19 protein-coding genes and 1 other RNA gene are annotated in these 23,165 nt (G+C 71.0%); 17 read left to right on the top strand and 3 right to left on the bottom strand.

Annotated elements, in window-relative coordinates; genetic code table 11:
• Positions 1 to 16 precede the first annotated feature (16 nt).
• Both smpB and ssrA read left to right on the top strand, forming a co-directional pair.
• Positions 17 to 505 (top strand): SsrA-binding protein SmpB, encoded by a 489-nt coding sequence (gene smpB / locus AMK10_RS07510; RefSeq protein ID WP_073746239.1) that lies wholly within the window; start codon positions 17 to 19, stop codon positions 503 to 505.
• Positions 506 to 626: 121 nt separating this feature from the next.
• Positions 627 to 1,015: a transfer-messenger RNA gene (gene ssrA, locus AMK10_RS07515) on the top strand.
• A 99-nt stretch (positions 1,016 to 1,114) separates the two neighbouring features.
• Here ssrA and AMK10_RS07520 read toward each other — a convergent pair.
• The gene (locus AMK10_RS07520; protein WP_382564338.1) at positions 1,115 to 2,413 is read right to left on the bottom strand and encodes an MFS transporter; all 1,299 of its coding nucleotides are present in this window, start codon (positions 2,411 to 2,413) and stop codon (positions 1,115 to 1,117) included.
• A gap of 82 nt (positions 2,414 to 2,495) precedes the next feature.
• Between AMK10_RS07520 and AMK10_RS07525 the strand changes: the two genes are divergently transcribed.
• Positions 2,496 to 3,464 (top strand): LysR family transcriptional regulator, encoded by a 969-nt coding sequence (locus AMK10_RS07525; protein ID WP_073746241.1) that lies wholly within the window; start codon positions 2,496 to 2,498, stop codon positions 3,462 to 3,464.
• Between the two features lie 253 nt (positions 3,465 to 3,717).
• Here the strand turns inward: AMK10_RS07525 and AMK10_RS38590 are convergent, their stop codons facing one another.
• Entirely contained in the window at positions 3,718 to 4,218 is a 501-nt protein-coding gene (locus AMK10_RS38590) for a hypothetical protein (protein WP_158070866.1), read from the bottom strand.
• Positions 4,219 to 4,288: 70 nt separating this feature from the next.
• Here AMK10_RS38590 and AMK10_RS07535 point away from each other — a divergent pair, with 70 nt between their 5' ends.
• The 11 genes from AMK10_RS07535 to AMK10_RS07585 all read left to right on the top strand — a co-directional run bounded on the left by AMK10_RS07535 (position 4,289) and on the right by AMK10_RS07585 (position 18,660).
• Positions 4,289 to 6,481, top strand: a complete 2,193-nt coding sequence (locus AMK10_RS07535) for a glycosyltransferase (protein ID WP_079180644.1) — start codon at positions 4,289 to 4,291, stop codon at positions 6,479 to 6,481.
• Positions 6,478 to 7,893 (top strand): acyltransferase family protein, encoded by a 1,416-nt coding sequence (locus AMK10_RS07540; protein ID WP_241839497.1) that lies wholly within the window; start codon positions 6,478 to 6,480, stop codon positions 7,891 to 7,893. Before AMK10_RS07535 ends, AMK10_RS07540 begins: the two co-directional genes overlap by 4 nt.
• A 151-nt stretch (positions 7,894 to 8,044) precedes the next feature.
• On the top strand, positions 8,045 to 9,376 hold the full coding sequence (locus AMK10_RS07545; protein WP_073746245.1) for a nitrate/nitrite transporter: 1,332 nt from the start codon (positions 8,045 to 8,047) through the stop codon (positions 9,374 to 9,376).
• 128 nt (positions 9,377 to 9,504) lie between these two features.
• Positions 9,505 to 10,650: a uroporphyrinogen-III synthase gene (locus tag AMK10_RS07550; RefSeq protein WP_073746247.1), complete on the top strand. Its 1,146-nt coding sequence runs from the start codon at positions 9,505 to 9,507 to the stop codon at positions 10,648 to 10,650.
• A gap of 20 nt (positions 10,651 to 10,670) precedes the next feature.
• Complete coding sequence (locus AMK10_RS07555) at positions 10,671 to 11,234, top strand: GNAT family N-acetyltransferase (RefSeq protein WP_073746249.1); 564 nt, start codon at positions 10,671 to 10,673, stop codon at positions 11,232 to 11,234.
• Positions 11,235 to 11,360: 126 nt separating this feature from the next.
• Positions 11,361 to 11,951 carry a CGNR zinc finger domain-containing protein gene (locus tag AMK10_RS07560; RefSeq protein WP_073746251.1) on the top strand — a complete coding sequence of 197 codons (591 nt, stop codon included), beginning with the start codon at positions 11,361 to 11,363 and terminating at the stop codon, positions 11,949 to 11,951.
• Between the two features lie 188 nt (positions 11,952 to 12,139).
• Positions 12,140 to 12,727 carry a sigma-70 family RNA polymerase sigma factor gene (locus tag AMK10_RS07565; RefSeq protein ID WP_073746253.1) on the top strand — a complete coding sequence of 196 codons (588 nt, stop codon included), beginning with the start codon at positions 12,140 to 12,142 and terminating at the stop codon, positions 12,725 to 12,727.
• Complete coding sequence (locus tag AMK10_RS07570) at positions 12,724 to 13,614, top strand: zf-HC2 domain-containing protein (RefSeq protein WP_073746255.1); 891 nt, start codon at positions 12,724 to 12,726, stop codon at positions 13,612 to 13,614. The genes AMK10_RS07565 and AMK10_RS07570 overlap by 4 nt, the downstream gene beginning before the upstream one ends.
• 84 nt (positions 13,615 to 13,698) lie before the next feature.
• Positions 13,699 to 16,071, top strand: a complete 2,373-nt coding sequence (locus tag AMK10_RS07575; protein WP_073746257.1) for a HelD family protein — start codon at positions 13,699 to 13,701, stop codon at positions 16,069 to 16,071.
• 470 nt (positions 16,072 to 16,541) lie between these two features.
• Complete coding sequence (locus AMK10_RS07580) at positions 16,542 to 17,975, top strand: NAD-dependent malic enzyme (RefSeq protein WP_073746259.1); 1,434 nt, start codon at positions 16,542 to 16,544, stop codon at positions 17,973 to 17,975.
• A 403-nt stretch (positions 17,976 to 18,378) separates the two neighbouring features.
• The gene (locus tag AMK10_RS07585; protein ID WP_003968811.1) at positions 18,379 to 18,660 is read left to right on the top strand and encodes an HU family DNA-binding protein; all 282 of its coding nucleotides are present in this window, start codon (positions 18,379 to 18,381) and stop codon (positions 18,658 to 18,660) included.
• A 404-nt stretch (positions 18,661 to 19,064) separates the two neighbouring features.
• On the opposite strand, the gene murA is transcribed toward AMK10_RS07585, so the two are convergent.
• On the bottom strand, positions 19,065 to 20,405 hold the full coding sequence (murA, locus tag AMK10_RS07590; protein WP_015608864.1) for a UDP-N-acetylglucosamine 1-carboxyvinyltransferase: 1,341 nt from the start codon (positions 20,403 to 20,405) through the stop codon (positions 19,065 to 19,067).
• Positions 20,406 to 20,702: 297 nt separating this feature from the next.
• Here murA and AMK10_RS07595 point away from each other — a divergent pair, with 297 nt between their 5' ends.
• The 3 genes from AMK10_RS07595 to AMK10_RS07605 all read left to right on the top strand — a co-directional run bounded on the left by AMK10_RS07595 (position 20,703) and on the right by AMK10_RS07605 (position 23,163).
• On the top strand, positions 20,703 to 21,263 hold the full coding sequence (locus AMK10_RS07595) for a YqgE/AlgH family protein (protein WP_073746261.1): 561 nt from the start codon (positions 20,703 to 20,705) through the stop codon (positions 21,261 to 21,263).
• 30 nt (positions 21,264 to 21,293) lie between these two features.
• Complete coding sequence (locus AMK10_RS07600) at positions 21,294 to 21,587, top strand: DUF3039 domain-containing protein (protein ID WP_073746263.1); 294 nt, start codon at positions 21,294 to 21,296, stop codon at positions 21,585 to 21,587.
• A gap of 271 nt (positions 21,588 to 21,858) precedes the next feature.
• Positions 21,859 to 23,163 (top strand): extracellular solute-binding protein, encoded by a 1,305-nt coding sequence (locus AMK10_RS07605; protein WP_073746265.1) that lies wholly within the window; start codon positions 21,859 to 21,861, stop codon positions 23,161 to 23,163.
• Positions 23,164 to 23,165: the final 2 nt, after the last annotated feature.

The following is a 23,165-nucleotide window of genomic DNA, read 5'->3' on the forward strand; positions in this document are numbered from 1 at the left end:
CGAAAATGACCGCACTATGGCCAAGGAAAAAGACACCGGGCGCAAGATGATTGCGCAGAACAAGAAGGCGCGGCACGACTACCACGTCCTCGACACCTACGAGTGCGGTCTCGTGCTCATGGGCACGGAGGTCAAGTCGCTGCGGATGGGCAGGGCGTCGCTCGTCGACGGCTTCGTCCAGATCGACAACGGCGAGGCGTGGCTGCACAACATCCACGTCCCCGAGTACGTGCAGGGCACCTGGACCAACCACGCGGCCAAGCGGAAGCGCAAGCTGCTGCTGCACCGGGCCGAGATCGACAAGCTCCAGTCCAAGTCGCAGGAGACGGGCCACACGATCGTGCCGCTCGCCCTGTACTTCAAGGACAGCCGCGTCAAGGTCGAGATCGCGCTCGCGAAGGGCAAGAAGGAGTACGACAAGCGCCAGACGCTGCGGGAGAAGCAGGACACGCGGGAGACGAACCGCGCGATCTCGGCGGCCCGCCGGCGCCAGCGCAGCGCGTAGCCGCCACCCGGCCCGGGGCCGGCGCCCCGGAGCCGCCGGAATACGGTGGCATCCGCGTGCGTTGGTCACGTACGATGGGCCGTGCACCTCACAGAAGGTGCGCGGATTGAAAAATCAACATGGGGATGATCGGTTTCGACAGCGGATGTCGAAGCAGGGGAAGCGAGTCGAGGAAGCGGCAATGATCTCGTAAACCATATGTCGCAACCAATAATCGCCAATTCCAAGCGCGATTCCCAGTCCTTCGCCCTCGCTGCCTAATAAGCAGTGAGTGAGGGACCCTTAATGGGTGTCAGCCCGGGGGTGTTCCCGACCCGGACCCTGGCATAATCTAGGGGACTAAACCACTGAGTCCGGTCACGGGGCTCGGTGGGAAATCAAACAGTGACTGGGCCCGTCGGAGACTTGTTCGCGAGATCTCCGGGGCCGAGAAAAGCGCAGCGAACTGCACTCGGAGAAGCCCTGGTTCTGCACCGTTGGACGCGGGTTCGATTCCCGCCATCTCCACAATTCCCATGTGAACGAGGACCCCGTTGCCCCTGGCAGCGGGGTCCTCGTTTTTGTGTGCCCGTGTGCCCGTGTGCCCGTGTGCCCGTGTGAGTTCGTGGATCAGCCGGTCCTGCGGGTTCCGGCCGCCGCGACGGTCAGCGCCAGGGCCGCCGCGCACACCGGCACCGTGTATCCGGTCGCCGTCCCCGCGTGCTCCACCGTCCAGCCGCCCAGCGCGGAACCCGCCGCCACGCCGCCGAGCAGTGCGGTGACGGCGAGCGTCATGCCCTCGTTGAGCTGGGCCGGCGGGGTGAGCCGCTGGATCAGCGTCATGCCGGTGACCATGGTGGGTGCGGTGGCCGCACCGGCCAGCAGCAGGCAGCAGGCCAGGGCGAACAGCGAGCCGGTCGTGGCCGTGGCGATCAGCGGGAGGGACATCAGGGCGGTCATCCCCGTCAGACAGAGCAGCAGCCTGCGCCGGACGTCCGGGGCGGGGCGCAGTGCCCCGTACAGCAGTCCGGCCACGCAGGAGCCGCCCGCCTGGAGCGCGAGGATCGCACCCCCGGCGCGGGCGATGGAGACGACCTCCAGGGCCCCGAAGACGGCCCCCGTCGCGAGGAAGACGGCGAGCAGGGCGGGTATGCCCCGGGTGCGCAGGGGTGAGGCGGCCGGGGTGCGGGGGGCCACCGGGGGTTCCGTCGCGCGCTGGGCGGCGAAGATCAGGACGCCGGTCATCAGGAGCACGGCCCCGGTGAGCGTGCCGGCCTCGGGGAAGAGCGCCCCGCACAAGGTCGCGGCGAGCACCGGGCCGAGCATGAAGCACAGCTCGTCGGCGGCCTGTTCGAACGAGTTCGCGGTGTGCAGGGCGGAGGCGTCGCCCCGGTGCAGATGGGCCCAGCGGGCCCGTGACATGCCGCCCGTGTTGGGGGTCGTAGCGGTGGCGGCGTACGCGGCGAAGAGCGTCCAGACCGGTGCGTCGTAGTGCACGCAGAGCAGCAGGGCGAGCGAGCCGAGCACGGCGACGGCGGTGGCGGGCACGGCGATCCTGGCCTGGCCGTGGCGGTCGACGAGGCGCGCCGTCCAGGGGGCCACCACGGCGGTCGCGAGCAGCCCCGTCGCGGTGACGGCCCCGGCCAGGGCGTACGAGCCGTGGGCGTCGGCGATCATGATGACGGCGCTGACGCTGAACATCCCCATGGGCAGCCGGGCCAGAAGATTGCCCGCGGTGAACGCGCGTGCGCCGGGGGTGGCGAGCAGCCGGAGATACGGATTGCTCCGTGCGGCGGAGGCCGGGGCGGGGGAGGTGTCCGGGGTGGTGGGGTGCTCGGGGGCGGCCGTGGGGCCGGGGATGGTGCGGTCCCGGGTGGAGCGGTCCTGGAGGGTCGTCGGTGCCGGAGCGGCGGCGGGTTCATGGGGCACCCGTCAACCCTCGGGGTGCGGGTCCGTTCCGTCCAACACCTGTTCGGAGCGCATTCACGCACGTACGTTGTAAATTGTTCGCGTGCCCGCACCCGACATCGATCCCCGCCTGCTCCGCGCCTTCGTCGCCGTGGCCGAGGAGCTGCACTTCACCCGTGCCGCCGCCCGGCTCTACGTCGCGCAGCAGGCGCTGAGCCGGGACATCCGCCGGCTGGAGCGCGAGCTCGGCCGGGAGCTCTTCCTCCGTACGACCCGGCAGGTGTCACTCACCGGGGACGGGGAACGCCTCCTGCCGCACGCCCGGCGGGTGCTCGACGCGCACGCCGCTCTGGCCGCCGCCTTCACCGACCCCGCGGACCGTCCCCTGCTCGTCGATCTGAACACCGACGGCATGACCGCCGCAAGGGTTCTGGCCCGCGCGCGGGAGCTCGCGCCGGAGTGCGAGCTGATGGCGCGCTTCGAGAGCGGACTCACCTGGGCTGCCGGCGAAGTGCTGGCAGGGCGGCTCGACGTCACCTTCGGGAGGGCCGCGGGACTCGATCCCGCGGTGCTCGCCCGGCTCTCCGTACAGCCGGTGCGGTACGAGCCCATGGCTGTTCTCCTGCCGTGCGATCACCCTCTGGCGGGGCGCGAGGCGGTCGCCATGAGCGATCTGGCCGGTGAAACCGTCTACGCGGGAGCGGGTAACGAGCGCACCCGGGAGTGGACACACCTCGCCACCCTGTTGTTCGACAAATGGGGCATTTCTCTGGCGCCGCCTGCCCCGCTCGCCGTGGGAGTGGCTGAATTTCAACGGGTCATGGCAAAGGTGGGGCACCCCGTGCTGGCCGTCGCGGGCTTTCCGCCGTTGCCGGGGACGGTGCTGCGCCCGCTGGTGCGACCGGTGCCGCTGTCCCCGCTGCTGATGGTCTGGCGCAAGGGCCTCGACCACCCCGGGTTGACCGCTCTGTGTGCCGCAAGTGCCGAACTCGCTGGGACAGAAGGGTGGATGGTACGGCCAACGGATTCTTGGCTGCCCGAAACCGATTCGTCACTGATGCGTCACCGATGATGAACATCAGGTGATACAGGACCTTGCCGGTCCACTTCGTGCGCTACATTCAGGCTTTCGGGTGCACGGGACAAGTGCCGCCCCGGACAGGGTGGGGGCCCGTCCGTTGGCAGGAATCACGTCATTTTTCCGCGCACCTGTTTCATTGAGTGGGGGATGTGCGAACACCTGTGGACAATTGGCGCGAAGGTACCCGTACCTGGCACACGCATGAGCCGAACGACGTCACCGTGCAGTTGGACGGGCTCGGCCGTCAGCTTTCCGAACTGCCGGTGGAGCCGAACCTTCCGGATCCTTCGGACGGTCCGGTCTTCGTCGACGAGAGCGGCCGTCGCAGCAAGACGTACCGGCGGGTGGGCTGGGTGCTCGCCGCGATCTGCGCCGTATACGCGGTGACGCTCGTGGTCGCCCTGCTCGGCGGCAACTCCAGTGCTCCCTGGCTGCCTCTCTCGGGCCAGGAGGAGAAGCACTCGGACGAGGTCGAGGTACGGCCGGCCCCGAGCGGCGACGTCGTATCGCAGAGCCCGCAGGCCACTCCCTCCTCCTCCGCGTCGGCCTCGGCCTCCGCCTCCTCGATCCCGTCGTCGGACGGGTCGGCGGCGGGTTCGGCCGCTTCCGGCGCGGGCGAGGCATCGGCTTCCGCGTCCGCCACGACCCCCAGGGGCACCAGCTCCTCGGCGCCCGCCGGGGGCAGCCCGGTCACCACGCCGCCCGCGGTCGACCCGTCGCCGACGCCGAGTCCCGACTCGCCCACCGAGGAGAGCCCTCCGGCCTCCCCGGATCCCTCGGAATCCCCGGTGCAACCACAAGAAGGCACTCAGTAAATGACCACCCCCGTTATGCGGGGCAGGCACAACCGGAAGAAGAAGCGGACCGTCCGGCGCAGACTCCCCATGCGCTACCTGCTTCCGTCGCTCCTTCTGGTCGCCCTGCTCGCCATGCTCATGCTGCGCGGCTACGTCCACAGCGAGATCCTCGCCGACCACCGGATCCAGGCTCCCGCCCCCACCACCCAGGTGCCTGACGACGTCCTCGAAGGCGGTCCGGTCATAGACGCCCGTACGGCGGGCGAGGCGGCCAAGACGCTCCGGATACCGGACCGCAAGATCGTCCTCACCTTCGACGACGGCCCCGACCCGGTCTGGACCCCCCGGGTCCTGGACGAGCTCAAGAAGCACCATGCGCACGGCGTCTTCTTCGTCACCGGCACCATGGCCTCGCGCTACCCGGACCTCGTCCAGCGCATGGTCGACGAGGGGCACGAGATCGGGTTGCACACCTTCAACCACCCTGATCTCTCCTTCCAGTCCACCAGCCGCATCGACTGGGAGCTGTCCCAGAACCAGCTGGTGCTCGCGGGCGCGGCCGGCATCCGCACCTCGCTGTTCCGGCCCCCGTACTCCTCCTTCTCCGACGCCATGGACAACAAGTCCTGGCCGGTCACGCAGTACATCGGCAGCCGCGGCTACCTCACCGTCGTGAACAACACCGACAGCGAGGACTGGAAGCGCCCCGGCGTCGACGCGATCATCGAGCGCGCCACGCCCCGGCACGGCGACGGCGCGATCATCCTGATGCACGACTCCGGCGGCGACCGCTCCCAGACCGTGGCCGCCCTGGGCAAGTTCCTGCCGCAGATGCAGGACGAGGGCTACGAGTTCACCAATCTCACCGCGGCGCTCGGCGCCCCCAGCGCGCACACCCCGGTCACCGGATTCGCGCTCTGGAAGGGCAAGGCCTTCATCGGTGCGGTGAAGATCTCCGAGCACGTCACCGGAGTCCTGGTCGTCGGCCTGGCGGTCATCGGTGTCCTGGTGATGGTCCGCTTCGGGCTGATGCTGCTCCTCTCCTTCCTGCACGCCAGGAAGGTGCGCCGCAGGGGCTTCAGCTGGGGCGAGCCGTTCACCCGCCCGGTGTCGGTCCTCGTGCCCGCGTACAACGAGCGCGAGTGCATCGAGGCCACCGTGCGGTCGCTGGTGGCCAGCGACTATCCGATCGAGGTCATCGTCATCGACGACGGTTCGACGGACGGCACGGCCGACCTCGTCGAGGCGATGTGGATCCCGAACGTCCGCGTCGTGCGCCAGCGCAACGCGGGCAAGCCCGCGGCGCTCAACAACGGCATCGCGAACGCCCGTTACGACATCGTCGTGATGATGGACGGCGACACGGTCTTCGAACCCTCGACCGTGCGCGAGCTCGTGCAGCCCTTCGCCGACCCCCGGGTCGGGGCGGTCGCGGGCAACGCCAAGGTCGGCAACCGCGACTCGCTGATCGGCGCCTGGCAGCACATCGAGTACGTGATGGGCTTCAACCTGGACCGCAGGATGTACGACCTCCTCGGCTGCATGCCCACCATCCCCGGTGCGGTCGGCGCCTTCCGCCGGGACGCGCTGGACCGGATCGGCGGCATGAGCGAGGACACCCTCGCCGAGGACACCGACGTCACCATGGCGCTCCACCGCGACGGCTGGCGCGTCGTCTACGCCGAGAACGCCCGGGCGTGGACCGAGGCACCCGAGTCGGTGCAGCAGCTCTGGTCGCAGCGCTACCGGTGGTCGTACGGCACGATGCAGGCCATCTGGAAGCACCGCCGCGCGGTCGTCGAGCGCGGGCCCTCGGGCCGCTTCGGACGGGTGGGACTGCCGTTCGTCTCCCTGTTCATGGTGGTCGCGCCGCTGCTGGCGCCCCTCATCGACGTCTTCCTGCTGTACGGACTGGTCTTCGGCCCGACGGGGAAGACGGTCGCGGCCTGGTTCGGCGTCCTGCTGGTGCAGGCCGTCTGCGCCGCGTACGCCTTCCGGCTCGACCGGGAGCGCATGACGCATCTGATCTCGCTGCCGCTCCAGCAGATCCTCTACCGGCAGCTGATGTACGTCGTGCTGCTCCAGTCGTGGATCACCGCTCTCACCGGCGGCCGGCTGCGCTGGCAGAAGCTCCGGCGTACGGGCGTGGTGGAAGCGCCCGGCGGCACGCAGACCCGCCGCAAGGACACGGACCGGAGGCCGGTGGCGTGACCTATCCCCCGAGCGGCCCCGGCCCCCGGCAGGACGGCTACGACGACGGCGTGCCCTACGGCGCGCCCCTGTCCGCACGGCCCGGCCCCTTCACCTCGGAACCCTCCGCGGCGGACCCGTTCACGGCGGGCCCCCTGACGGCGGACCCGTTCACCGCGGACGCCTTCACGACCGGTCGTTCCGCCCCGGCCGGTCACTCCGTCCCGCCCCAGGCGCCGTACCCGGGGCAGGCGCCGACGGCCCCCGGTGCGGCCGACAAGGAGCCCGCCGAGGCCCCCGCGCCCCGTGCCAAGGCCGGCCGGGACCGCTACCTCGACCTGCTCAGGGCCGTGGCCCTGGTCCGAGTCGTCTTCTTCCACCTCTTCGGGTGGGGCTGGCTGACCATCCTCTTCCCCTCCATGGGTGTCATGTTCGCCCTGGCGGGGTCGCTGATGGCCCGCTCGCTGTCGCGGCCGGCGGGAAGCGTCATCCGCGGCAGGCTGCGCAGGCTGCTCCCGCCGATGTGGGCGTTCGCGCTGGTCGTCCTGCCGATGATGTTCGCGCTGAGCTGGAAGCCCGTCCGTGAGGAGGGGCTGTGGTGGTTCATCAAGCTCGGCAGTTATGTCCTCCCGCTCGGCTCCCCGCCGTACCCGGAGGAGATCGGCTCGCCGGGCGGGTGGCTGGAGCTGACCTGGGCCGACCAGGCGGCGGGGCCGCTCTGGTACCTCCGGGCCTACCTCTGGTTCGTGCTCGCGTCACCCCTGCTCCTCAAGGCGTTCCGCAGGCTCCCGTGGGTCACGCTGCTCGCTCCGATCGGTCTGACCGCCGTGATCGGCACCGGCCTGGTGACGGTCCCCGGCACCCTCGGCGAGGGGCTCGTGGACTTCGCCGTGTTCGGGTCCTGCTGGATCCTGGGCTTCGCCCACAACGACGGCCTCCTGAAGGAGATCCCGCGCTATCTGGCGGTCTCGTCCGCCGCGATCGTCATGGGATTCGGCCTGTGGTGGGCGTCCGGGCACCTCACCGAGGAGGGCTGGAACCTCGACGAGATCCCGCTCGCCCAGGCCACCTGGTCCCTCGGCTTCTGCGCGATCCTCCTCGTGTACGCACCCTCCTGGCAGAAGCTGCCGGGCCGGTTCGCCGCCTGGGACAGCCTGGTCACCCTGGCCAACAACAGGGCCGTGACGATCTATCTGTGGCACAACCTGCTGCTGATGGCCGCCGCGCACCTCGTCGAGGGCCTCTGGTCCATCCCCTGGTTCGGCGACACCTTCGACACGTACATCGAGAAGTCGTACGAGGGGCTCGTCCTGATCGCGATCTGGCCGCTGCTCGGGCTCGCGATCCTGGCGTTCGGCTGGGTCGAGGACGTCGCCGCCAAGCGCCGTCCACGGCTGTGGCCGAACGGCGCGGACCGGCGGCGCCGCGCCTGACACGGGCCAGGGGTGCGGTGGGCCCGGCTCACCGCACCCCCGGGCACCGAGTGAGAGCAAGGTTGCGCACCGGTCACCTCACGGCACCGCACCGAAACGCGGACTCCCTAGCGTCGGGATCACAACACCCCGACCCCTGTGGAGGCGCGTGATGGCCGGTCGTTGGATCGAGCAGTGGGAGCCGGAGGACGAGACCTTCTGGCGAGAGAAGGGCGAGAAGGTCGCCCGGAGGAACCTGTGGTTCTCCGTGCTCTCGGAGCACATCGGGTTCTCGATCTGGTCCCTGTGGTCCGTCATGGTGCTGTTCATGGGGCCTGAGTACGGGGTCGACCCGGCGGGGAAGTTCTTCCTGATCTCCACGGCCACCCTGGTCGGCGCGATCGTGCGGGTGCCCTACACCTTCGCGGTCGCCATCTTCGGAGGACGCAACTGGACCATCTTCAGCGCGCTGTCGCTCCTGGTGCCGACCGTCGCGGCCTTCTGGGTGATGGAGCCCGGTACCTCCTACACCACCTTCGTCGTCGTCGCCGCGCTCACCGGTATCGGGGGCGGCAACTTCGCCTCCTCGATGACGAACATCAACGCCTTCTTCCCGCTGCGCAAGAAGGGCTGGGCCCTCGGGCTCAACGCGGGCGGCGGCAACATCGGTGTCCCGGTCGTCCAGCTCATCGGCCTGCTGGTGATCGGCACGGCCGGCGCCGCGCACCCGAGGATCGTGCTCGGTGTGTACCTGCCCCTGATCATCGTCGCCGCGCTGGGCGCCGCGCTGAAGATGGACAACCTCCGGCCCATCCAGAACGACACGGGGGCGGCGCTCCAGGCCGTGCGCGAGCCGCACACCTGGATCATGGCGGTGCTCTACATCGGCACCTTCGGCTCGTTCATCGGCTACAGCTTCGCCTTCGGGCTCGTCCTGCAGACCCAGTTCGGCCGGACCCCGCTGCAGGCGGCGTCGCTCACCTTCATCGGCCCGCTGCTCGGCTCCCTGATCCGGCCCGCGGGCGGCTGGCTCGCCGACCGCTACGGCGGCGCCCGGATCACCCTCGGGACCTTCGCGGCCATGGCGGCGGCGACCGGTGTGGTCGTCTACGCCTCCGGCATCGAGTCGCTGCCGGTCTTCCTCGTCGGCTTCATCGCGCTGTTCGTGCTCACAGGGCTGGGCAACGGCTCGACGTTCAAGATGATCCCGGGCATCTTCCACGCCCAGGGCCTCAGCAGGGGAATGAGCGGCGAGGAGGCGGCGGCGTACGGCCGGCGGCTCTCCGGCGCGGCCATGGGGCTCATCGGGGCGATCGGAGCCCTGGGCGGTCTCGCGATCAACCTGGCCTTCCGCCAGTCCTTCGCGACCTCGGGCGCCGGGACCGCCGCCTTCTGGTGCTTCCTCGGCTTCTACGCCGTCTGCTTCACCCTGACCTGGGCGGTATACCTTCGCCGCTCCGAAGCGGTGGCCGCGAAGCCCCAGCTCAGCTACGCCGAGGTGTGAGGATGGCCGTAGCGCGTCGCACGACGTAACGGGTGGGAAATACAGGAGAACCGAGACTGTCACGCAGGGTTGACAGTCTCGGTCCTTCGCATCATCGAGCAACAGCGGGACGAGAGCCGGGTATCGCCATGCACGTCGACGACGCACAGCACGGACCCCTCGCGGGCTTCACGGTCGGGGTGACCGCGGCCCGTCGCGCGGAGGAGCTGGGGACGCTCCTCACGCGCCGGGGGGCCGCGGTTCTGCATGCGCCCGCGCTGCGGATCGTGCCTCTCGCGGACGACAGCGAGCTCCTGGCCGCCACCAAGGAGCTGATCGACAACGCCCCCGACGTCGTGATCGCCACCACCGCCATCGGCTTCCGGGGATGGGTGGAGGCGGCCGACGGCTGGGGCATCGGTGACGGGCTCCTGGACCGGCTGCGCGGCATCGAGCTGCTGGCCAGGGGACCCAAGGTCAAGGGCGCCATCCGGGCGGCCGGGCTCACCGAGGCGTGGTCGCCGCAGTCCGAGTCGATGGCCGAGGTCCTGGACCGGCTGCTCGGCGAGGGGGTGGCGGGCCGCAGGATCGCCCTCCAGCTGCACGGCGAACCGCTGCCGGGCTTCGTCGAGTCGCTCCGCGCCGCGGGTGCCGAGGTCGTCGGCGTACCCGTCTACCGGTGGATGCCCCCCGAGGACATCGCGCCGCTGGACCGCATGCTCGACGCCACGGCTTCCCGGAGCCTGGACGCGGTCACCTTCACCAGCGCGCCCGCCGCCGCCTCCTACCTGAACCGGGCCGAGGCCCGCGGCATGCTCCCCGAGGTGCTCTCCGCGCTCGGCCACGACGTCCTGACCGCGTGCGTCGGACCGGTCACCGCGCTGCCGCTCCAGGCCAGGGGCATCGACACCGTCCAGCCGGAGCGCTTCCGGCTCGGCCCGCTCGTCCAGGTGCTCTGCGCCCAGCTGCCCGCACGGGCGCGCACGCTCCCCGTCGCCGGACACGTGGTCGAGATCCGCGGCCACGCGGTGCTGGTCGACGGCGCCCTGCGCCCGGTGCCCCCGGCGGGCATGGCACTCCTGCACACCCTGGCCCGCAGGCCGGGCTGGGTGGTCTCCCGCGCCGACCTGCTGAGGGCGCTGCCCGGCAGCGGGACCGACGAGCACGCCGTGGAGACGGCGATGGCCCGGCTGCGTACGGCGCTGGGGGTGCCCAGGCTGATCCAGACGGTCGTCAAGCGCGGCTACCGGCTGGCGCTCGACCCCGCGGCGGACACCAAGTACGACGGTTCCTGAGGGGCCGATAGCGTGCGGGGATGATCTCCGAGAGCCATTCCCTGAGCGACGGCGTCCGGCTGCGGCCCGTCACCCTCGACGACGCCGCGTCCTTCGCCGAGGCCCTGACCCGCAGCCGCGCGTACATGCGCCCCTGGGAGCCCGTGCGCCCCGAGGCCTTCTACACCCCGGACGGCCAGGTCCAGCGGCTGACCGGGCTGCTGGCCGACCGGGACGCGGGGCGTGCGATGCCCTGGGCGCTGGCCGACGACGAGGACCGGGTCGTGGGGGCGATGACCCTCGCCTCCATCGAGCGGGGACCGTTCCGCAACGCCCGGCTCGGCTACTGGATCGACGTCGGCCACGCGGGCCGGGGCCTGGCCACGGCCGCGGTCGTCCGGGTCTGCGAGCTGGCGCGCGACGGGCTCGGGCTGCACCGCGTCGAGGCCGGGACGGTGCTGGACAACGCGGCCTCCCAGCGGGTGCTGGCCAAGGCCGGATTCGAGCTGTACGGCACGGCGCCGCGCTATCTCCACATCGACGGCGCCTGGCAGGACCACCGGATGTTCCAGCGCATCCTGCACGACGGCCTTCCGCAGCGCTGACCGGCGCCCGCCGGGAGCGCCGTCGGCCGGGTGGGCGGGAGGGGTTCCGGGCGGGGTCGGATGCGGGCACTCTGGGAGTGACGGGGGTGACTCCCCACAGCCGAACCCCGAGGCGGTGACAGGCTCATGGCGGCGGGCACGGGCGCGTACGGCCGGCGGTTCGACTCCGGTCGGATCTGCCTGGACCTGGTGGCGACAGGGGCGGGGCCCCCGGGCGGGTGCGAGCAATTGGACCGCCCCGCGCGCCTCGCCGAGTGGCTGGTGGCCTCCCGGCTCGTCCCGCGCGGGACCCCGCTGGCCGCCGTGGACGAGACCTGGCCGGCGCGCTTCCGGCAGCTGCGTACGTGCATCGACCGGCTGATGACGGCTCAGCTGTCCGGTGGCAGCGCCGACAGCGCCCTGGACCGGATCAACGCCCTTGCGGCGGGACCGACTCCGGGGCTGCGCGCCGTGCGGGACCAGGGCGGTGTGCTCGTACGGGTGCTGAGCGCCGACCCGGGGTGCGGGGCGCTGCTCGCGGTGGTGGCCCGGGACGCGGTGGACCTGCTGACGGACCCGGTGGCGCGGGCGGGGCTGCGCCGGTGCGAGGGCGACGCCTGCGGGCGGCTCTATCTGGACACGTCCCGGGGCCGGCGGCGGCGCTGGTGCTCCAGCGAGGTCTGCGGCAACCGGGAGCGGGTGGCGAGGCACCGGCGCCGGGCACGGGCCATGTCGTAGCACCTCTCGGCCGGCAGGAGACACGTCGTGGCGCCCCTCGGCCGGGCAGTGGCGGCGCACGTCGTGGCGCCGCTTTCCGGCCGAAACCCCCTGTCCCGAAAGAAAGTTGCGCGCCGGCTGAATGAACCGGTCCCCGTTCCCGTACCGATGGGCACAGAGCTCGACAGGGTCTCGACCGGGAGGTTCGGGTGCGCAAGGATGCGGCCGTGGCCGATGACCGTCCGCACAGGGCTCGACATCGCAGTGCACCGCGCCGCCCGCCCTCGGACGTCCCCGACGAGGAGCTGATGCGGGCGCTCTACCGCGAGCATGCCGGGCCGCTGCTCGGCTACGTGCTCCGGCTCGTCGCGGGCGACCGCCAGCGGGCTGAGGACGTGGTGCAGGAGACGCTCATCCGTGCCTGGAAGAACGCCGGTTCGCTCAACCGGGCCACCGGCTCCGTCCGCCCCTGGCTGGTGACGGTCGCCCGGCGCATCGTCATCGACGGCCACCGCAGCCGGCAGGCCCGGCCCCGCGAGGTCGATCCGTCGCCGCTGGAGGTCATTCCCGCGGAGGACGAGATCGACAAGGCGTTGTGGCTGATGACGCTCTCGGACGCACTCGACGATTTGACCCCGGCCCACCGGGAAGCATTGGTCGAGACCTACTTCAAGGGCCGTACGGTCAACGAGGCCGCCGAGATCCTCGGCGTACCCAGCGGGACCGTGCGGTCCCGGGTCTTCTACGCACTGCGCTCGATGAAGCTCGCACTGGAGGAGAGGGGGATCACGGCATGAGCGACCAGGAATGGCAGCCCTTCGGGCCCAGGCCGACCGGCCACCGGGGACCCTCCGGCCCTCCGGGGCCCGGCCACCGGGGACCCTCCGGCCCTCCGGACGACCCCTTCGCGCCCTCCGGCGAGGACGCGGGGCACGACGCCGCGGGCGCCTACGCGCTGGGCATCCTCGACGACGCCGACGCGAGCGCCTTCGAAGCGCATCTGGCCGGCTGCGCCAAGTGCGCCGCCGACCTCGACGCGTTCGCCGGGATGGAGCCCATGCTGGCCATGCTCGCCGAGGCGCCGGCCGCCGTCCCGGGCGCACGCCCCGTACCGCACGTTCCCGAGCGCCCCGCGCCCCGGCTGCTGGACGGGCTGGTCGACGAGGTCGCGCGGAAGCGTTCGCAGCGCCTCAGGCGCGCCCGCTGGCTGATCGCGGCGGCGGCCGTCCTCGTGATCGGCGGCCCGGTGGTGGCGGTCACCGCCACCGCGGGGGAGGACTCCCGCGGACAGGTGGAGGCGGCCGATCCGCACCCCACGAGCCCCGCCGAGGACGCCTTCTTCCACCACATGCCGGAGAAGCTCCGGGCGAGCGATCCCGTCACCCGGGTCGACGCCACGGTCGGCATGGAGCCGAAGGCCTGGGGCACCCACACGGTCCTGGAGCTGAAGAACGTCAAGGGCCCGCAGAAGTGCAGCCTCGTCGCCGTGTCCCGGACCGGTGAGGAGGAGGTCGTCACCTCCTGGTCCGTGCCGAAATGGGGGTACGGCATCGAGGACTCCGCCCACGCGAGCGCGCGGAACCCGCTGTACGTGCACGGGGGCGCCGCGATGGCGCGCGCGGACATCGACCACTTCGAGGTGCGCACCTTCGACGGCGAGCGGCTCGTGGAGATCGACGCGTAAACGCAACCACGGCCACAGGTGCGCTGCGGCCCCCCTTTCGCGTACGGTTGACGGCTGCCCAGTGCACGTCAGAAGGGGGCCTCGGTGGCCGCGCAGGATGCCGCTGTCGATTCGTTGCGGGACCGGGAGATCGGTGTCGAACAAGACCATCTCGACCAGGTCTACCGCCGTCTCGAGGAGAAGATCGACGAGGCGGAATTTCTCATGCAGGACGCCAGCAAACGGGGCCAGGTCGGGACACCGGGGGCACTCGCGGAACGCGATGCCCAGGTCTTCCGGGCCGGGGTCCATCTCAACAGGCTGAACAGTGAGTTCGAGGACTTCCTCTTCGGCCGGATCGACCTGCTGCGGGGCAAGGACGGCGAACGCGGCCCGGACGGCGCCTTCACCTCCGTCGAGGCCGCCGACGACGCCGTACGGGAGGACAGCACCGCCGAGATCGCCGAGACGCTGCACATCGGCCGCATAGGAGTGCTCGACTCCGACTACGCGCCGCTGGTGATCGACTGGAGGGCGCCCGCCGCCGCGCCCTTCTACCGCTCGACGCCGAAGGACCCGGGCAGGGTCGTGCGCCGCCGGGTCATCCGCTCCAAGGGCCGCAAGGTCCTCGGGGTCGAGGACGACCTGATGCGCCCCGAGCTGACCGCGTACCTGGACGGCGACACGCTGCCCGTCATCGGTGACGGCGCCCTGATGGCCGCGCTGGGCCAGGCCCGCAGCCACACGATGCGGGACATCGTCTCCTCGATCCAGGCCGAGCAGGACCTCGTGATCCGGGCCCCCGCCGCGTCCGTCACCGAGGTGGCGGGCGGACCGGGGACGGGCAAGACCGCGGTGGCCCTGCACCGGGCCGCGTATCTGCTGTACCAGGACCGGCGCAGGTACGCCGGAGGCATCCTCGTCGTCTCGCCGACCCCGCTGCTCGTCGCGTACACCGAGGGCGTGCTGCCCTCGCTCGGCGAGGAGGGGCAGGTCGCGATCCGCGCGGTCGGCTCCCTGTCCGACGAGGCCGCGGGCGTGGAGGGGGCGACCACCTACGACGATCCGGCCGTCGCCCGGATCAAGGGCTCGTCCCGGATGCTCCACGTGCTGCGCAAGGCGGCCCGCGGGGCGCTGGAGCAGTCCGCGCCCCGGCCCGCCGCCCGGCAGGGGCAGCTGGAGTTCGGGGAGGAGCCCGCCCAGGCGGCCGGCACCCCCACCCTGCTCCGGGTGGTGGCCTTCGGCGCCCGCGTCGAGCTCGACGCGGACGAACTGCGCCGCATCCGGCACAACGTCCTGGGCGGCACCGCCCCGGTCAACCTGCTGCGCCCGCGCGCCCGGAAGCTGCTTCTGGACGCCCTGTGGAGCAAGTCGTCGGGCCGGGGCCGCTACACCGACCCCGAGCTGATCGCGGAGCTGCGCTCCTCGTTCGACGACGACGTCTCCACGGAGACCCCGTTCCTGACGTTCCTGGACGCCTGGTGGCCGGAACTCACCCCTCGTGGGGTGCTGGCCGCGATGGCCGACGAGCGGCGGCTGAGCCGGTGGGCGCGCCGCATCCTCAACCAGGGCGAGGTGCGCCGCCTGGCGCGTGCGCTGAAGCGGCTGGGGGAGGACGGCAAGGGGCCGCTCTCCGTCCACGACGTGGCGCTCCTGGACGAGCTGCAGACCCTGCTGGGCACCCCGGCGCGGCCCAAGCGGAAGCGTGAGCTCGATCCGCTGGACCAGCTCACGGGTCTCGAGGAGCTGATGCCGCAGCGCGAGGAGACCCAGCGCGAGCGGGCCGAACGGCTGGCGGCGGAGCGTACCGAGTACGCCCACGTCATCGTCGACGAGGCGCAGGACCTGACGCCGATGCAGTGGCGGATGGTCGGCCGCCGGGGGCGCCACGCCACCTGGACGGTCGTGGGCGACGCCGCGCAGTCCTCCTGGTCCGATCCGGACGAGGCGGCGGCGGCCCGTGACGAGGCGCTCGGCAACCGGCCGAGGCGCCGCTTCACGCTCACGGTGAACTACCGCAACCCCGCGGAGATCGCCGAGCTGGCGTCGAAGGTGCTGGCGCTGGCCATGCCGGGGATGGAGTCCCCGCGCGCGGTCCGCTCGACGGGCGTGGAGCCGCGCTTCGAGACGGTCGGTGACGGGGACCTCGCCTCGACGGTCCGCGAGGAGGCGCGCAGGCTGCTGGCCGAGGTGGACGGCACCGTCGGCGTCGTCGTCGCGATGAACCGCCGCACGGAGGCCCGGGGCTGGCTGGAGGAGCTCGGCGAGCGCGTGGTGGCGCTGGGAAGCCTGGAGGCGAAGGGCCTGGAGTACGACGCAACGGTGGTCGTCTCGCCCGCGGAGATCGCCGACGAGTCCCCGGCCGGACTGCGGGTGCTCTATGTGGCACTCACCCGTGCGACGCAGCAGCTGACCGTGGTCTCGGGGGAGCGTGACATGCCGGACGAGCAGGGAGTACCGGACCTGCTGAGGGACTGAGAGGCGCGGGTGACGGCGGGCGTCCCCGGTTCTTTGCCGAGTCAACACGTCGCACAGGAATCACTTCTCCGGGGTGTTTGTTAGCCTGGTGTCGGCACCGGCTCGATCCAAGCCCCCGGGCCCAACCTTCGTCGCTACGAGCGACCACTTGCCGCGAGGCGAGCATGGCGGGCCGGTGTCACCTGACCGTAAGAAGACAGACCCGCGTCACCTGATGGTGGCGCGGGTCTGTTTCTGTTTACGTGCCGCGCCGTCCCGCCCGCCCTCCCGATCGGCCGACCGTCCCGGCGGATCGGGGGACCGTCCGGGGTTACGCAGGACGTCCACTTCTCGTATGGTGGAAAAAAGTTTCCGAAAGGTGGCAGTCATTAACTGCTACTGGTCGGTAGGTGCGACGATCGGAACGCACGTGCGGGGCTCAGCTCCGTTCGCGTGCGGCAACGAAGCTCAGGAAAGCGAAGGACTCGGCCATGGCAACGGCGCCCAGCGTCTCGTACTCGATGACGGTCAGGCTGGAGGTGCCCGCGAGCGGCACAGCGGTCTCCCAGCTCACCACGGCCGTGGAGTCCTCCGGAGGTTCGGTCACCGGCCTCGACGTGACCGCTTCCGGCCACGAGAAGCTGCGGATCGACGTCACCATCGCGGCATCCTCCACCTCGCACGCGGACGAGATCGTCGAAGGCCTGCGCGGCATCGAGGGCGTCGTCCTCGGCAAGGTCTCCGACCGTACGTTCCTGATGCACCTCGGCGGCAAGATCGAGATGGCGTCCAAGCACCCCATCCGGAACCGTGACGACCTCTCGATGATCTACACCCCGGGTGTGGCCCGGGTCTGCATGGCGATCGCCGAGAACCCCGAGGACGCCCGCCGTCTGACCATCAAGCGGAACTCCGTCGCGGTGGTCACGGACGGCTCCGCGGTGCTCGGCCTCGGCAACATCGGCCCGATGGCCTCGCTCCCCGTGATGGAGGGCAAGGCGGCCCTCTTCAAGCGCTTCGCGGGCATCGACGCCTGGCCGATCTGCCTGGACACGCAGGACACCGACGCGATCGTCGAGATCGTCAAGGCGATCGCCCCCGGCTTCGCGGGCATCAACCTGGAGGACATCTCCGCCCCCCGCTGCTTCGAGATCGAGGCGCGGCTGCGCGAGGCTCTGGACATCCCCGTCTTCCACGACGACCAGCACGGCACCGCCATCGTCGTCCTGGCCGCGCTGACCAACGCGCTGCGCGTGGTCGGCAAGGCGATCGGCGACGTGCGGGTCGTCATGTCCGGCGCGGGCGCGGCCGGCACGGCCATCCTGAAGCTGCTCATCGCCGCGGGCGTCAAGCACACGGTCGTCGCCGACATCCACGGTGTGGTGCACGCGGGCCGCGAGGACCTGGTGGACGCCACCCCGGATTCGCCGCTGCGCTGGATCGCCGACAACACCAACCCCGAGGGCGTCACCGGCACCCTCAAGGAGGCCGTCGTCGGCGCCGACGTCTTCATCGGCGTCTCGGCCCCCAACGTGCTGGACGGCTCCGACGTCGCGGCCATGGCCGAGGGCGCCATCGTGTTCGCGCTCGCGAACCCGGACCCCGAGGTGGACCCGGCAATCGCCCGCGAGACGGCGGCAGTTGTCGCCACCGGCCGCTCCGACTTCCCGAACCAGATCAACAACGTCCTGGTCTTCCCGGGCGTCTTCCGCGGTCTGCTGGACGCTCAGTCCCGCACCGTCAACACGGAGATGATGCTCGCCGCGGCGCGCGCCCTCGCCGGCGTGGTCGCCGAGGACGAGGTGAACGCGAACTACATCATCCCGTCCGTCTTCAACGACAAGGTCGCGGGCGCCGTCGCCGGCGCGGTCCGCGAGGCCGCCAAGGCGGCCGGTGTCGCCGAGGCGGCGGCCGACCCCGCGTAAGGGGTTTTCATCCGGACGGCCCTGTCCGGGGCTGTCCGCGGGGGCCGATCGCGGCCCCCGCGGACGGTGCCGTACCTCACGTCCCGGCGCGCTGTACGGCGCGTCGCGGGTCGCGGCGTCCCAAACGCCCCTTTAGGGTGGGCGGGCAGCGAGCCCCACAGGCCCGGCATCCGCTGCGGACCGCTCCAACAAGTCGACGGAACGTCATCACGGCCACGCGGTGGTGCTTTTCGTACGACGCCGAGGGGTTCCGGATTGGCGTTAGCGCCGCAGGTGGGGGCAGGATGCGTATTCGGGCGCGAGGGTCTGACATCAGACCCGGGTCCGGGGACTGTCAGAGGGCCCTGGCAGCATCGGCTTCGATCTCACGCCTCACAGGCAAGAAGAACACGGGAGTACAAACATGAACCGCAGTGAGCTGGTGGCCGCCCTGGCCGACCGTGCCGAGGTGACCCGCAAGGACGCCGACGCCGTTCTGGCCGCCCTCGCCGAGACCGTCGGCGAGATCGTCGCCAAGGGCGACGAGAAGGTCACCATCCCCGGCTTCCTGACCTTCGAGCGCACCCACCGTGCCGCTCGCACCGCTCGTAACCCGCAGACCGGCGACCCGATCAACATCCCGGCCGGCTACAGCGTGAAGGTCTCCGCGGGCTCCAAGCTCAAGGAAGCCGCCAAGGGCAAGTAAGGCCCCCAAGGCATCAAGAAGGGCGGCCGTCCTGACCGGGGCGGCCGCCCTTCGGCGTACCCGGAGCCCCGCCCGGCGTCACGGCGCCCCCACACACGGCCCGTGCGGGCGCTGTGAGGCGGGCTGCGGCGTCCCGGCACCCCGGGGCGGACTCGGAGTGGGCAGCCGGGCGCGTTCGGCGCTGTACGGGCGTTCTGCGGCGCCTGAGCGGATACCGGTCGGCGCGGCACGGATACCGGGCGGCGCCTCAGGAGGACGGGCGCGCGCTCGTGGGGAGCCCGGAACGGCAGAAGTCCGCCGCCCCGGTCCCTCGCGGGGGACCGGGGCGGCGGACTGTGGTGCGGGGTCGCGCAATGCTGTGTGCGGCAGCACTGTGCGCGCGCCGGAGCGCGTCGGGCGGTGCGTCAGACGAGTGAGCCGCCCGGCAGCTCGACCTTGGCGCCGAGCTTCTCCAGCTTGTCCATGAAGTTCTCGTAGCCGCGGTTGATCAGGTCGATGCCGTGCACCCGGGACGTGCCCTGGGCCGCCAGTGCGGCGATCAGGTACGAGAACCCGCCGCGCAGGTCGGGGATGACCAGATCCGCGCCCTGGAGCTTCGTGGGGCCGGACACGACCGCGGAGTGCAGGAAGTTCCGCTGCCCGAACCGGCAGTCGGAGCCCCCGAGGCACTCGCGGTAGAGCTGGATGTGCGCACCCATCTGGTTGAGCGCCGAGGTGAAGCCGAGCCGGGACTCGTAGACCGTCTCGTGGACGATCGAGAGGCCCGCGGCCTGCGTCAGCGCCACCACCAGGGGCTGCTGCCAGTCGGTCTGGAAACCGGGGTGCACGTCGGTCTCCAGGGCGATGGCGTTCAGCGCGCCGCCCGGGTGCCAGAAGCGGATGCCCTCGTCGTCGATCTCGAAGGCACCGCCGACCCGGCGGAAGGTGTTGAGGAAGGTCATCATCGAGCGCTGCTGGGCGCCGCGGACGTAGATGTTGCCCTCGGTCGCCAGCGCCGCCGACGCCCAGGAGGCCGCCTCCAGGCGGTCCGGGATCGCCCGGTGGGTGTAACCGTCCAGCTTGTCGACACCGGTGATCCGGATGGTCCGGTCGGTGTCCATGGAGATGATCGCGCCCATCTTCTGCAGTACGCAGATGAGGTCCTCGATCTCCGGCTCGACGGCCGCGTTGGACAGCTCGGTGACGCCCTCGGCGAGGACGGCGGTCAGCAGCACCTGCTCGGTGGAGCCCACCGACGGGTACGGCAGCCGGATCTTCGTGCCCCGCAGCCGCTGCGGGGCCTCCAGGTACTGGCCGTCGGCCCGCTTCTCGATGGTCGCGCCGAACTGGCGGAGCACCTCGAAGTGGAAGTCGATCGGCCGTCCGCCGATGTCGCAGCCGCCGAGGCCCGGGATGAAGGCGTGGCCGAGGCGGTGCAGCAGCGGGCCGCAGAAGAGGATCGGGATGCGCGACGAGCCCGCGTGGGCATCGATGTCGGCGACGTTCGCGCTCTCGACGTGCGAGGGGTCGAGGATGAGTTCGCCCGGCTCGTCACCGGGGCGGACGGTCACGCCGTGCAGCTGCAGCAGCCCCCGGACCACCCGCACATCGCGGATGTCGGGCACGTTGCGGAGCCGGCTGGGCCCGCTGCCGAGCAGTGCGGCGACCATTGCCTTCGGCACCAGGTTCTTGGCGCCTCGGACGCGGATCTCGCCCTCCAGCGGGGTGCCGCCGTGGACAAGCAGGACATCGTCTGTGCCGGTCATGTATCTCGCGTTCCGGAGTGGTCGGGCAGGGGGCCATCAAAAGGGTAATGGGCTTCCACCCCCCTTCCGTAAGGAGCGGGGGTCCGTACGAACGTCATGAATTCGCCACAACACGTTCTGCTTCCCGTGCCTTGCGGAGGGTCACCGTCCGTACGGCACCTCCCGCCGACCGCCGGCCGTGCGCTCCCTGTGCGTCCGTGCGGGATTCGTGCGCCCTGAGCTGCGGCGAGGCGCCGGGCGGGACCGGGCGCGTCACTTGGTCCCCGCGGAGGGCGAAGATGCGGGATCATCTGTGCCATGACGGAGGTGTCCTCGCTCACAGGGCGGCTGCTCGTGGCCGCGCCCGCCCTCGCGGACCCGAATTTCGACCGCGCGGTGGTGCTGCTCCTCGACCACGACGAGGAGGGCTCTCTCGGTGTGGTCCTCAACCGCCCGACCCCGGTCGGTGTCGGCGACATCCTGGCGTCCTGGGCCGGCCTGACCGGTGAGCCCGATGTCGTCTTCCAGGGCGGCCCCGTCTCGCTCGACTCCGCGCTGGGCGTGGCCGTGATCCCCGGCGACGAGGGTCCCCTGGGGTGGCGCAGGGTGCACGGGGCGATCGGTCTGGTGGACCTGGAGGCGCCTCCGGAGCTGCTCGCCGCGGCACTCGGCTCGCTGCGGATCTTCGCCGGTTACGCGGGCTGGGGACCCGGCCAGCTGGAGACGGAGCTCACGGACGGCGCCTGGTACGTCGTCGAGTCGGAGCCCGGCGATGTCTCCTCGCCGCGCCCCGAGCACCTCTGGCGGGCGGTTCTGCGCCGCCAGCGCAGCGAACTGGCGATGATCGCGACGTATCCGGACGACCCTTCGCTGAACTGATGCCCGGAGCTTTCAGTACGCTTGGCAGTTATGAGCACTCTTGAGCCCGAGCGCGGGGCAGGTACGGGGACCCTCGTAGAGCCGACGCCGCAGGTGTCGAACGGCGACGGTGACCACGAGCGCTACGCCCATTACGTCCAGAAGGACAAGATCATGGCGAGCGCCCTGGAGGGCACTCCCGTGGTGGCACTGTGCGGCAAGGTCTGGGTCCCGGGGCGCGACCCCAAGAAGTACCCGGTCTGTCCCATGTGCAAGGAGATCTACGAGTCCATGGGCGCCGGTGGCGACAAGGGCAAGGGCGGCAAGGACGGCGGCAAGAAGTAGCCCGCGGGCCTCTTATTTCTTCCTCTCTTTTCAGGACCTGACCCCGGCCCCCGGGGTGCGCGGCGACGCGTACCCCGGGGGCCGTTCGCATGCCCGGGGGCGTCCCGGTGCGCGGCGGGCGGGAAGGGTGCGTTGCACGGACCGCACCACGTGGTCACAGAGTGGTAGAGACCACTTGTCAGCGCCCTGACACCCCCCTAGTCTCCTGCCAGTTGTGCAGAACGAAACGACCGTTGCAAGGAATGCAACGAATGACCGGTAGGGGTCCCGGATGAAGCTTTCTGCCCGAATCGCCGCCCCGGCCGCGGCTCTTGTGCTGGCGGGCCTCACCGCCACCGCCTGCGCGCCGGGGACCTCCGACACCGGTGCGGAGGGGGACGAGAAGAAAGGCACCCTCCGCGTCTGGCTCTTCCAGGAGGTCGGCAACAAGCCCAAGGAGAAGGTCGTCGACGCCGCGGTCGCCGACTTCGAGAAGGCCCACGAGGGCGCCGAGGTGGAGGTCGAGTACATACCCGTCGACACCCGCGCCCAGCGCATCAAGGCCGCCTTCAACGACCCGAAGAGCGCCCCCGACCTGATCGAGTACGGCAACACCGACACCGCCGGCTATGTGAAGGACGGCGGACTCGCCGACGTCAGCAAGGAGTTCTCCGCCTGGGGCGAGGCCAAGGACACCGACCCGACCGCGAAGCAGTCCGTGACGGTCGGCGGCCAGGTGTACGGGGCGCCGTTCTTCGTCGGCGTACGGGCGCTCTACTACCGGACCGACGTCTTCGACGAGCTCGGCATCGAGCCCCCGAAGACCCAGGACGAACTGATCTCCACCGCCAGGAAGATCCACAAGAAGAAGCCGGACCTCTACGGCCTCGCGGTCGGCGGCGCCTACACCTACGGCGCGATGCCCTTCATCTGGGCGCGCGGCGGCGAACTGGCCGAGGAGACCGGGGTGACCTACAGGTCCGCCATCAACAGCGGGAAGGCCCGGGAGGGCATCGAGGCCTACACCTCGCTCTTCGGGGACGACAACTGCCCGGCCGCCAAGTGCGCGGCCATGGGCGGCAACGCGACCGTCACCGCCTTCGCGTCCGGCAAGGCGGCCATGGCGATCGGCGGCGACTTCAGCCACGCCGCCGTCGAGGCGGGCGCCGTGAAGGGCAAGTACGCCGTCGTGCCGCTGCCCGGTGTGGAGAAGGACTCGATCGCCCCGGCGTTCGCGGGCGGCAACAACATCGGTGTCCTCAAGAGCAGTTCGCACCGCACCCTCGCCGTCGACCTGATGAAGTCGCTCGCCGGCAAGAAGACGCAGGCGAAGATGTTCGACGCGATGGGCTTCCTGCCGACCTACACGGACGTGCTGGACACCGCGGCGGAGAAGGAGCCCTTCGTCGGCCCCTTCGTCGAATCGCTCGGCGCGGGAGCCAAGTTCGTCCCCGCCTCCCCCGCCTGGGGCCAGATCGACGCCTCCCTGGTCCTGCCGACCATGTTCCAGGAGATCGTCAGCGGCCGTAAGGACGTGGACGCCGCCTCGGACGACGCGGCGAAGAAGATGGACGCGGCGTTCGCCGAAGCGGGCTGAGG

This window comes from Streptomyces sp. CB02058 (assembly GCF_001905505.1).
Lineage (GTDB): Bacteria > Actinomycetota > Actinomycetes > Streptomycetales > Streptomycetaceae > Streptomyces.

What these genes read in the sequence shown, in the direction of transcription:
- smpB (WP_073746239.1), top strand. Translation starts at nt 17, where the DNA reads ATGGCCAAGGAAAAAGACACCGGGCGCAAGATGATTGCGCAGAACAAG.
- AMK10_RS07535 (WP_079180644.1), top strand. Translation starts at nt 4,289, where the DNA reads ATGACCACCCCCGTTATGCGGGGCAGGCACAACCGGAAGAAGAAGCGG.
- AMK10_RS07545 (WP_073746245.1), top strand. Translation starts at nt 8,045, where the DNA reads ATGGCCGGTCGTTGGATCGAGCAGTGGGAGCCGGAGGACGAGACCTTC.
- AMK10_RS07550 (WP_073746247.1), top strand. Translation starts at nt 9,505, where the DNA reads ATGCACGTCGACGACGCACAGCACGGACCCCTCGCGGGCTTCACGGTC.
- AMK10_RS07555 (WP_073746249.1), top strand. Translation starts at nt 10,671, where the DNA reads ATGATCTCCGAGAGCCATTCCCTGAGCGACGGCGTCCGGCTGCGGCCC.
- AMK10_RS07560 (WP_073746251.1), top strand. Translation starts at nt 11,361, where the DNA reads ATGGCGGCGGGCACGGGCGCGTACGGCCGGCGGTTCGACTCCGGTCGG.
- AMK10_RS07570 (WP_073746255.1), top strand. Translation starts at nt 12,724, where the DNA reads ATGAGCGACCAGGAATGGCAGCCCTTCGGGCCCAGGCCGACCGGCCAC.
- AMK10_RS07580 (WP_073746259.1), top strand. Translation starts at nt 16,542, where the DNA reads ATGGCAACGGCGCCCAGCGTCTCGTACTCGATGACGGTCAGGCTGGAG.
- AMK10_RS07585 (WP_003968811.1), top strand. Translation starts at nt 18,379, where the DNA reads ATGAACCGCAGTGAGCTGGTGGCCGCCCTGGCCGACCGTGCCGAGGTG.
- murA (WP_015608864.1), bottom strand. Translation starts at nt 20,405, where the DNA reads ATGACCGGCACAGACGATGTCCTGCTTGTCCACGGCGGCACCCCGCTG.
- AMK10_RS07595 (WP_073746261.1), top strand. Translation starts at nt 20,703, where the DNA reads ATGACGGAGGTGTCCTCGCTCACAGGGCGGCTGCTCGTGGCCGCGCCC.
- AMK10_RS07600 (WP_073746263.1), top strand. Translation starts at nt 21,294, where the DNA reads ATGAGCACTCTTGAGCCCGAGCGCGGGGCAGGTACGGGGACCCTCGTA.
- AMK10_RS07605 (WP_073746265.1), top strand. Translation starts at nt 21,859, where the DNA reads ATGAAGCTTTCTGCCCGAATCGCCGCCCCGGCCGCGGCTCTTGTGCTG.